The following is an 8,890-nucleotide window of genomic DNA, read 5'->3' on the forward strand; positions in this document are numbered from 1 at the left end:
TTCCAGCGTCATGTCGTCGCGCTCGAAGTAAGCGCAGCTGTAGGTCATCGTCGGGTCGAGCCATAGCTCGAAGAATTCGTTGGACAGATCGTAGTGCGACTTGATGTGTTCAACGTTCGGCTTCAGCTCGATGTTGCCGTGTTCAGCCGAGTTCGCCATAGCCGACGACCTTATCCAATCAGCGCGGATCGCTGCAATCGGCGCCTCGCTACTCCAGCCGAAAGCGCAAGCGCTATCGGGCAATTGCGTGTCAGTACCGGCCGAACGCCAGGGCGACGTTGTGTCCGCCGAACCCGAACGAGTTGTTGACGGCGTACTTGTAGTCACCCGGCCGCGGCTGACCGGCCACTACATCCAGATTGATCTCGGGATCGAGATTGACCAGATTGAGCGTCGGCGGGATGGTCTGGTCTCGCAGCGTCAACACGGTCAAAATCGACTCCACCGCACCGACGGCGCCGACCGAGTGGCCCAGCGCGGCCTTGGGCGCGTACACCGCGGCGTTGCCGCCGCCCGGGCCCAGCGCCCTATTGATGGCGATGCTTTCGGCGAGGTCACCGACCGAGGTGCCGGTGGCGTGGGCGTTGACGTGGTCGATGTCGCCGGGCGTCAGACCGGCCAGCTGAATCGCCCGGCTCATCGCATGCGAAGCCCGTTCCCCGTTGGGATCCGGTGCCACCATGTGGAAACCGTCGGAAGTGACGCTGGCCCCCATCAACCGGGCCAGAATGTTGGCGCCGCGGGCTTTGGCGTGTTCTTCGGTCTCGATGACCATCAGAGCGCCGGCCTCGCCGAAGACGAATCCGTTGCGGTCCTTGTCGAACGGACGACACGCGCCGGCCGGATTGTCGTTGGTTGTGGAGAGCACGACGCGCATGGCGGCGAACGCCGCGATGGGCACCGCCTCGATCCTGGTCTCCACGCCGCCACAGATCGCCATGTCGGCTTCGCCGTAGACAATCTGTTGCCAGGCCCGGGCGATGCCCTCCGAGCCGGACGCGCACGCCGACACCGGCGTCAGTACGCCCGCCTTGGCATGCCGTTCCAGCGCGACGGCGGCCGACGCCCCGTTGGGCATGTACATCTGTACGCCTAGCGGGTGCATGGCCCTCGGGCCCTCGGCGCGAAGCTTGTCGTATCCGAAGACCAGTTCCTCGGTGGAACCCATGCCGGTGCCGATGGAAACCGCCAGCCGGCTGGTGTCGACCTCGGGAGCACCGGCGTTGTCCCACACCCGCCGGCCCAGAATGGTGGCCATCTTCTGCAAGTAACCCTTGCGGCGGTTCTCGACCCGGGTGAGCTGGCTGTCGAACTCCTCGAGGATGTGCCCGCCGATCCGCACCTTCAGGTCGTACTGCTCGACGAACGGGTCGTCGAGCTTGCGGATGCCGCTTTGGCCGTCCAGCAGCATCTTCCACGTCGTCTCGGCGTCGGTTGCCAAGGCTGTTGTCATGGCAACACCGGTAACCACCACATTGGGGAAGTCTTTCCCCGTCACGAATTGTGCCATTGGACGCCCAACGTTCCTCGTCACTCAGCAACGCCCGCAAAAGGGCGTTAGCAACCTCACAGAATTATGGAAACACAACTCACGTCCGGTGTGCACCGGGCGTGCCGGCGAAGTTGGTCGGTCAACAGGTCGGTCCCGTGTTGACCCCGACGCATCTTGCTTAGCGTCGGTCCACTGCTCGACGCGCACACTGTGCACGTTGAAGAGACTTTGTAATTATGCCCTACGCCGCCGGCTTCTCCAGCGTGAACTGGTAGACGTCGGTGTAGCCGTCGCGGAACAGCTCGCGGCAACCGGTCAGGTAGTGCATGTAACGCTCGTAGACCTCGTCAGACGTGACGGCGATGGCCTCGTCTTTATGGGCGTCCAGTTGCTTGGCCCAGCTGTCGAGGGTGGGCACGTAGTTCTTGCCGATCTGGTGGTGGCGAGTGATCTCGAAACCTGCACCGGTGGCGTACTTGTCGACGATGTCAACCTGCGGCAAGCGACCGCCGGGGAAGATCTCGGTCAGAATGAACCGGATGAACCGCAACAGTGACATCGTCGTCTTCAGCCCAAGTTTTTCGCCCTCTTCGGCGGTCGGCACGGTGATGGTGTGCAGCAGCATCTTGCCGTCGTCGGGCAGCACGTTGTAGCACATCTTGAAGAAGTCGGTGTAACGGTCGTAGGTGCCGATGCCGTCAGCGAAGTGCTCGAAGGCGCCCAGCGAGACGATCCGGTCCACCGGCTCGTTGAACTCCTCCCAGCCTTGCAGCCGCACGTCTTTGGAGCGGGGACTGTCCATCTCGGCGAACTTCTGCTTGTTGTGGGCCAACTGGTTTCGGCTGAGCGTCAGGCCGATGACATTGACGTCGTACTTCTCGATCGCGTGGCGCATGGTCGAGCCCCAGCCGCAGCCGATGTCGAGCAGCGTCATTCCGGGCTTCAGGTCGAGCTTGCCCAGGGCGAGGTCGCGCTTGGCACGCTGAGCTTCTTCGAGCGTCATGTCGTCGCGCTCGAAGTACGCGCAGCTGTAGGTCATGCTCGGGTCGAGCCACAGCTTGAAGAAGTCGTTGGACAAGTCGTAGTGCGACTTGATGTGGTCGACGTTCGGCTTCAATTCAGTGCTGCCGCGCAGTTGGTTTGCCCCATGCGTCATAGCCGCCGACCTTATACTTTGGGCCGAACCGATGCAATCGGCTGCGCAGCTCGCGACTAACCCGCCAGGTTGCCACCGCCTCACCGGCTTTCGGCTTCACGACACGGCTGAAGAAGTATCCCGGATCGACTCAGTCAGCGAGTTCCAGCGGCGGCACGATCGGGGGCGGATGGAGTTGCGCGTTGAACGTCTCCACTGATCCGCCGGCTTCGACGATCCCGCAGATTGCGCTCCAACTCAGCATGGTCAGATAGTCGATCAACTCGTCGGTGCTCATGCGAGGGTCAGACATCCAGGAGTGGGTGGCCAACTGCACGCCGCCGACGATCGTGTAGGCCCACGGTTCGACCCCGCCGGTGTCCATGCCGACCACTTGCATGCGCCGGCGCAGCACAACCGACAACATGCGGGCGATGATCCGCTCGGAGTCTGCGATCACTTTGCTTTTACTTGGTGAACTGTTCGCCATCACGAAGCGATACGGCTCGGGTTCGCCGGAGATGGTGTCGACGTAGACCCGGATGACCTCGCGGGTGAGGTCGAGCCCGTCCAAGTTGGACGACAGCGCCCCGGCCATGTTGGGAATCAGCGTGGTTTGCGCGAAGCGCATCATCACCGCGCTGGTGAGATCGTTCTTGTCGACGAAATAGCGGTAGAGCACCGTCTTGGAGACGCCGATCTCGGCGGCGATCTCGTCCATGCTCAGGAAGCGGCCGAGCCGGCGAACCGCCTCGATCGTGCCGTCGATCAGCTCATTGCGGCGTTCTACCTTGTGCCGGTGCCAGCGCCGTTTGCGACCATCCGTCTTCACGGCTGCAACCGTGACGTGCTCTGCCACTATCGCCGAATCCCATTCCCTAGACATCCCGATAGTACGGCTTCTTATGCCCGTTTACCCGCTTCGTTGGTGAAGCAGTCACAGTAACTTGGTCGACGGCGCGGATCATCCGCAAGCCGGTTGCCGCATGGCGGATGATGGTGTGGTGACACTGCAACTCAATGACGGGTCCGCGTCGTCGGGCCCGCCGGCGTCCGGATCAGGACAGCTGACGCCGCGTCCCAGCGGTGCATCCTTCGCGGAGTCGTTCGTCGCGGCTGACCCGGCAGCCGATGCCGAGCGACGCCGCGGGCTGCGTCGGATGAAAGTAGTGGCGCTGAGTTTCCTGGTCGGTGCCAGCGCGGTTTTTCTGGGCTGCCGCTGGGCGCAGGTCGCAGGAACCGCCGACGCATGGGTGGGCTACCTGGCGGCCGCCGCAGAGGCCGGCATGGTGGGCGCGCTGGCCGACTGGTTCGCCGTCACCGCGCTGTTCAAGCATCCGCTCGGCATCCCCATTCCGCACACCGCGATCATCAAGCGCAAAAAAGACCAGCTCGGCGAGGGCCTCGGCACCTTCGTGCGGGAGAACTTCCTGTCGCCGACGGTTGTGGAGACCAAGATTCGGGACGCCGAAGTGGCCGGCCGGCTAGGCAAATGGCTGTCGGAGACAGCGCATGCGGAGCGGGTCGCCGCCGAGACGTCGACGGTGCTGCGAGTGTTGGTGGAGCTGCTGCGCGACGATGATGTCCAGCAGCTCATCGACCGCTTGATTGTGCGGCGTATCGCCGAACCGCAATGGGGACCGCCGGTGGGTCGGGTGCTGGCCACCCTGCTGGCCGAGAACAGGCAGGAAGCTCTGATCCAGCTGCTGGCCGATCGCGCCTTTCAGTGGTCGCTCAACGCCGGCGAGGTCATCCAGCGCGTGGTCGAGCGGGATTCGCCGACCTGGTCGCCACGGTTCATCGACCATCTCGTCGGTGATCGCATTCACCGCGAGCTGATGGACTTCACCGACAAAGTACGCCGCAACCCCGACCATGAGCTGCGCCGCTCGGCGACGCGATTTCTGTTCGAGTTCGCCGACGATCTGCAGCACGACGCCCCCACCATTGCCCGCGCCGAAGCGGTCAAGGAGCAGCTGCTGGCCCGCGATGAGATCACCAATGCCGCGGCGACCGCCTGGAAGACACTCAAACGGTTGGTGCTCGAGGGCGTCGACGACCCGTCGAGCGGGCTGCGCACCCGCATCGCCGATTCGGTGATTCGAATCGGCGAATCGTTACGAGATGACGCTGATCTGCGCGACAAAGTGGACGCCTGGATCGTGCGTGCCGCCCAGCATCTGGTGTCGCAATACGGGGTGGAGATCACAGCGATCATCACCGAAACCATCGAACGCTGGGACGCCGAAGAGGCCAGCCGGCGTATTGAACTGCACGTCGGTCGAGATTTGCAGTTCATCCGTATCAACGGCACCGTGGTGGGCGCGTTAGCCGGACTGGTGATCTACACCGTGGCGCAGCTAATTTTTTGAGCTGTGCTAACAGTGCTTGCTATAGTTAGCAGCACGTCGTACTGTGAGCCGAGCACCGACCATCCGATTCACCGGGAGTCGCCATGGCGCAGGAGGAAAAGCTTGCCGCCGTGGTGTCCACCGCTGCATCGGATATAGGCAGTTTCATCAGGTCGCAGCGCGAAGCGGCCCAGGTGTCGGTGCGGCAGTTGGCAGAAAAGGCCGGCGTCAGTAACCCTTACCTCAGCCAGATCGAGCGGGGGTTGCGCAGGCCTTCCGCGGACGTGCTCAACCAGATCGCCAAAGCGCTTCGGGTTTCCGCTGAGGTGCTTTACGTCAGGGCGGGGATTCTCGAGCCCAGCGAGGCAAGCTTGGTTCGAGACGCGATCGTCACCGACGCGGCAATTACGGAGCGGCAAAAGCAGGTTCTGCTTGATATCTACACGTCCTTCGTCCAACAAAATGAACAACAGAATGCCATTGCGCAGGGGGAGACGACGTCCGCCTGATTTGCTCCCGGACCGATTAGTCGCCGGCATCCCAATGGATCCATGAAACGATTTGTGGACCGAACCGTGAAAGGAAAACCCATGGCCGACAATCCGACCATCGACGAACTGAGAACTCCACTGCTCGCAGCGCTTGGTGCGGCCGACCTGGCCCTGGCCACTGTCAACGAGCTGCTCTCCGAGCTGCGCGATCGTGCGGGTGAGACTCGCACCGACACCCGCAGCCGGGTCGAAGAGAGCCGGGCCCGCCTGACCAGGCTGCAGGAAGACCTGCCCGCCCAGTTGCGGGAATTGCGCGGACGCTTCACCCCTGAAGAGCTGCGTTCGGCTGCCGAAGGCTACGTCGAAGCCGCCAGCACCCGGTACGCCGAACTCGTCGAGCGCGGGGAAGCGGCCCTTGAGCGGCTGCGCAGCCAACAGGGCGGCTTGGAGGATGTGTCGGCGCTCGCTGAGGGATACGTCGACCAGGCTGTCGAGTTGACCCAGGAGGCGCTGGGCACGGTGGCATCGCAGACCCGCGCTGCCGGGGAGCGGGCGGCCAAGCTGGTCGGCATCGAATTGCCCAAGAAGGCAGAGCCTGCGGCCAAGAAATCACCAGCACCGGCTAAGAAGTCGCCAGCACCGGCCAAGAAGGCGCCGGCCAAGAAGGCCCCGGCGAAGAAGGCGGTCGCCGCGACTCCGGTCAAGCAGACCGCGGCGAAGAAGGCCCCGGCGAAGAAGACGTCCGCCAAGAAGGTGACCCAGAAATAGTCAGCTGTCCGGGGTGCCCGGTCGGGCACCTCGGACCGGCACGCTCGACGGTTGGGCTGCCGCCCGCATACGCTTATGGCGTGAACCTCGTGGTTACCGTCATATTCGTGTTGCAGATCGCCGTGGCGGTGACGACGCTGTATGCGCTCGTGCACGCGGCGATGCAACGGCCCGACGCCTACACCGCCGCCGAGAAGCTGACCAAGCCCCTCTGGCTGCTCATCCTGGCGGGCGCCATCGCGCTGATCTTCGTGCTCCAGGTGATGGGCGCGGCGATCGCCGCCGCCGCGGCGGGCGTCTATCTGGTCGACGTGCGACCGAAACTTCTCGATATCCAAGGTAAATCCCGCTAGGCCTATGGCGGCGACCCGCTTCACCCGGCTTTCAGCCGCGCTCGCGATCGCGGCTAGGGCTATGCGCGCACCGATCGCCGTCCTTGTCGCGGCAATGGCCGCGCTGGTGATTGCGCCGGTGGGCGCCGGTGCTGCGTCGGCGGATTCGGGCGGCGGGGTATTCGCTGGGCGGTACTCGCCGCCGTTCGTCGACCACACCGAGTGGGTGCAATGGAGCCATCGGCCCAGCCTGCGGGTCTATCCGACACCGTCCGGGCGGGCGGCCTCCCGCCACGCCGGCTCTGACGCCGACGCCGATGAAGCGTGGAATGAGGTGCTCGCCCGCTCGCCGGACGCCGACACGGCGGGGATGCGAGCCCAATTCCGCTGCCACTGGGAGGTGGCCGAACTGGCGCAACCCGGAAAGGTCAGCTGGAACCTCGAACCGTGGCGCCCGGTCGTCGACGACACCACGATGCTGAGCACGGGCTGCAACCCCGGCGGCGCTGAAGAGTCGTTCTAGTGTCGGACCAACCGACCCGCAGCCAAGTGGCGGCTCTCGTCGACCACACCCTGCTCAAGCCCGAGGCAACCGCCGCGGATGTGGTCGCCCTGATGGCTGAAGCCGCACAACTGGATGTCTACGCGGTGTGCGTCTCGCCGTCGATGGTGCCGACCGCGGCGCGGGCCGCCACCGCCGGCCTGCGGGTCGCGACGGTAGCGGGGTTTCCCTCCGGCAAGCACCTGCCCACCGTCAAGGCCGAGGAAGCCGCCCAAGCCGTCGACGCCGGTGCGGACGAAGTCGACATGGTCATCGACGTCGGCGCCGCGCTCGCCGGGCAGTTCGCCGCTGTCCAATCCGACATCGCGGCGGTGCGTGCCGCTGTACCGACGGCGGTGCTCAAAGTGATCGTGGAGTCGGCGGTCCTGCTGACGGCAGGGGACGAGCAGATCTTGGCCGACGTGTGCCGCGCAGCCGAGGACGGCGGCGCGGATTTCGTCAAGACGTCGACCGGCTTTCATACCGCAGGCGGAGCTTCGGTGCAGGCGGTGACGCTGATGGCCGAGAGTGTCGGCGGGCGGTTAGGCGTCAAAGCCAGCGGTGGGATCCGCAGCACCGCCGACGCCCTCGCAATGCTCGACGCCGGCGCCACCCGGCTGGGACTGTCCGGCACCCGCGCTGTGCTTTCGGGCCTGGCTTAGCGGCGACCGCGAGCGCGGCTGAAAGCCGGGCGAAGCGGGTCACCGCCATCAGCCCAGCGTCCGGCTCAGAGCCCGCTGAAGCAGTCCTGGCCCGATTGCGACGGGGATGAGGATGAGGACGACGCCGGGATGGTGGCGTTGCTGGTCGAGAACGTGGCCTCCAGCCCGCCGTCGGTGACCTTGACGCTGTCGGCGTGGATGCCCAGCGGGTAGTTCGTCGTCGCTTTCGACGTGAGGTCGTCCAGGTTCTTCTGCACGGTCTCCGTCGACATCTTGGAGCCCAGCGCAGTCAGACTGACCACCTGCAGCGACAGCCCGTTGTCCACGATCTGCGGCTTGACAGTGGCGCTGTCCAACAGGCCCTTGAGTTCGATCGTCCCGGCGTTCGGGTCGGTAGTCACCTTGCTGGTCACAAAACTGCCCAGCCCCGGGATGGCGTCCTGGATCGACTCTTTGATGCCCTCGGACGACCAGCTTATGGTCCCGTTCAGCGAACCGATGGTGCCTTGTGAGTTGTTGCTGTCGCTCAGCCGTACGTCCTGAATATCGATGGTGCCCTTCATGCCCTTGGCAGCGCGCACTTGATTGCCGGCGGTCTGCACCGAGATGTCGGTGTAGTGGCCGGTGAAGTACTGCCACAGGACCGGCGGCGTCGCCGAGAACGACACGCTGGCATTGTCCTGCACCTCGCACACCACCGCGCTGGCCACCTTGCCGTTGGCGACGTGGCGGGCATACAACTCGGCACCGACGACCAACAACACCGGCACGAGGACGAGCACTGCCAAGATCACCAGTCGCCTGCGGCTCCGGGTTTTCGGCTGTTCCTCCGACGTCGTCGGTCGGTCGGGAGGCGGCGTCGGGATGTGTCTGGTGGCTTGCTCGTGCAGCTGTGGTGCAGGGCCGGGCGGCTGCGGCTGACGATAGGGCGGCGGACCCGGCCGTTGATGAGGCGGAGGCCCCGGCGGGCGCGGGGACTGCGCATTCGGCGGCGGCCCGGACGGCCCCGGCGGGTGCTGTCGGTGAGGTGGTGGCGGCGGTTGCCGGATGGGTATCTGGCGGGTCGGCGAGGCCGATGGAGCTGGCGGTGGGGGTTGCGGCGACTGGGGATACGGAGG

General features: G+C 64.9%; 11 protein-coding genes. 6 read left to right on the forward strand and 5 right to left on the reverse strand.

All coding sequences use genetic code 11. The features are described from left to right. The 4 genes from WA317_RS09130 to WA317_RS09145 all read right to left on the reverse strand — a co-directional run. A partial coding sequence (locus WA317_RS09130; protein WP_425172727.1) for a class I SAM-dependent methyltransferase occupies positions 1–159 on the reverse strand: 159 nt, incomplete at its 3' end. Positions 160–250: 91 nt separating this feature from the next. Further along, positions 251–1,510 (reverse strand): 3-oxoacyl-ACP synthase KasB, encoded by a 1,260-nt coding sequence (kasB, locus tag WA317_RS09135; RefSeq protein ID WP_425172720.1) that lies wholly within the window; start codon positions 1,508–1,510, stop codon positions 251–253. Positions 1,511–1,733: 223 nt separating this feature from the next. Beyond that, positions 1,734–2,648 carry a cyclopropane mycolic acid synthase family methyltransferase gene (locus WA317_RS09140; RefSeq protein ID WP_425172721.1) on the reverse strand — a complete coding sequence of 305 codons (915 nt, stop codon included), beginning with the start codon at positions 2,646–2,648 and terminating at the stop codon, positions 1,734–1,736. Between the two features lie 130 nt (positions 2,649–2,778). After that, a complete protein-coding gene (locus WA317_RS09145; RefSeq protein WP_425172722.1) occupies positions 2,779–3,513 on the reverse strand; it encodes a TetR/AcrR family transcriptional regulator in 735 nt (244 codons plus the stop codon). A gap of 100 nt (positions 3,514–3,613) precedes the next feature. Here WA317_RS09145 and WA317_RS09150 point away from each other — a divergent pair, with 100 nt between their 5' ends. The 6 genes from WA317_RS09150 (at position 3,614) to deoC (ending at position 7,772) form a co-directional block, all read left to right on the forward strand. Next, positions 3,614–4,999, forward strand: a complete 1,386-nt coding sequence (locus tag WA317_RS09150) for a DUF445 domain-containing protein (RefSeq protein ID WP_425172723.1) — start codon at positions 3,614–3,616, stop codon at positions 4,997–4,999. 83 nt (positions 5,000–5,082) lie between these two features. Continuing rightward, positions 5,083–5,487 (forward strand): helix-turn-helix domain-containing protein, encoded by a 405-nt coding sequence (locus WA317_RS09155; protein WP_425172724.1) that lies wholly within the window; start codon positions 5,083–5,085, stop codon positions 5,485–5,487. An 81-nt stretch (positions 5,488–5,568) separates the two neighbouring features. Further along, positions 5,569–6,237 carry a heparin-binding hemagglutinin gene (locus tag WA317_RS09160; RefSeq protein ID WP_425172725.1) on the forward strand — a complete coding sequence of 223 codons (669 nt, stop codon included), beginning with the start codon at positions 5,569–5,571 and terminating at the stop codon, positions 6,235–6,237. A gap of 89 nt (positions 6,238–6,326) precedes the next feature. Continuing rightward, positions 6,327–6,590 carry a DUF2516 family protein gene (locus WA317_RS09165; protein WP_425172728.1) on the forward strand — a complete coding sequence of 88 codons (264 nt, stop codon included), beginning with the start codon at positions 6,327–6,329 and terminating at the stop codon, positions 6,588–6,590. A 61-nt stretch (positions 6,591–6,651) separates the two neighbouring features. Next, complete coding sequence (locus WA317_RS09170; RefSeq protein WP_425172729.1) at positions 6,652–7,092, forward strand: DUF2599 domain-containing protein; 441 nt, start codon at positions 6,652–6,654, stop codon at positions 7,090–7,092. Further along, entirely contained in the window at positions 7,092–7,772 is a 681-nt protein-coding gene (gene deoC / locus WA317_RS09175) for a deoxyribose-phosphate aldolase (RefSeq protein WP_425172726.1), read from the forward strand. The genes WA317_RS09170 and deoC overlap by 1 nt, the downstream gene beginning before the upstream one ends. 65 nt (positions 7,773–7,837) lie before the next feature. Here deoC and WA317_RS09180 read toward each other — a convergent pair whose 3' ends face one another. Next, positions 7,838–8,821 carry a DUF2993 domain-containing protein gene (locus tag WA317_RS09180; protein WP_425172730.1) on the reverse strand — a complete coding sequence of 328 codons (984 nt, stop codon included), beginning with the start codon at positions 8,819–8,821 and terminating at the stop codon, positions 7,838–7,840. Between the last annotated feature and the right edge of the window lie 69 nt (positions 8,822–8,890).

Source organism: Mycobacterium sp. (assembly GCF_049802695.1).
Taxonomy (GTDB): Bacteria; Actinomycetota; Actinomycetes; order Mycobacteriales; family Mycobacteriaceae; genus Mycobacterium.

What these genes read in the sequence shown, in the direction of transcription:
- kasB (WP_425172720.1), bottom strand. Translation starts at nt 1,510, where the DNA reads ATGGCACAATTCGTGACGGGGAAAGACTTCCCCAATGTGGTGGTTACC.
- WA317_RS09140 (WP_425172721.1), bottom strand. Translation starts at nt 2,648, where the DNA reads ATGACGCATGGGGCAAACCAACTGCGCGGCAGCACTGAATTGAAGCCG.
- WA317_RS09145 (WP_425172722.1), bottom strand. Translation starts at nt 3,513, where the DNA reads ATGTCTAGGGAATGGGATTCGGCGATAGTGGCAGAGCACGTCACGGTT.
- WA317_RS09150 (WP_425172723.1), top strand. Translation starts at nt 3,614, where the DNA reads ATGGCGGATGATGGTGTGGTGACACTGCAACTCAATGACGGGTCCGCG.
- WA317_RS09155 (WP_425172724.1), top strand. Translation starts at nt 5,083, where the DNA reads ATGGCGCAGGAGGAAAAGCTTGCCGCCGTGGTGTCCACCGCTGCATCG.
- WA317_RS09160 (WP_425172725.1), top strand. Translation starts at nt 5,569, where the DNA reads ATGGCCGACAATCCGACCATCGACGAACTGAGAACTCCACTGCTCGCA.
- WA317_RS09170 (WP_425172729.1), top strand. Translation starts at nt 6,652, where the DNA reads ATGCGCGCACCGATCGCCGTCCTTGTCGCGGCAATGGCCGCGCTGGTG.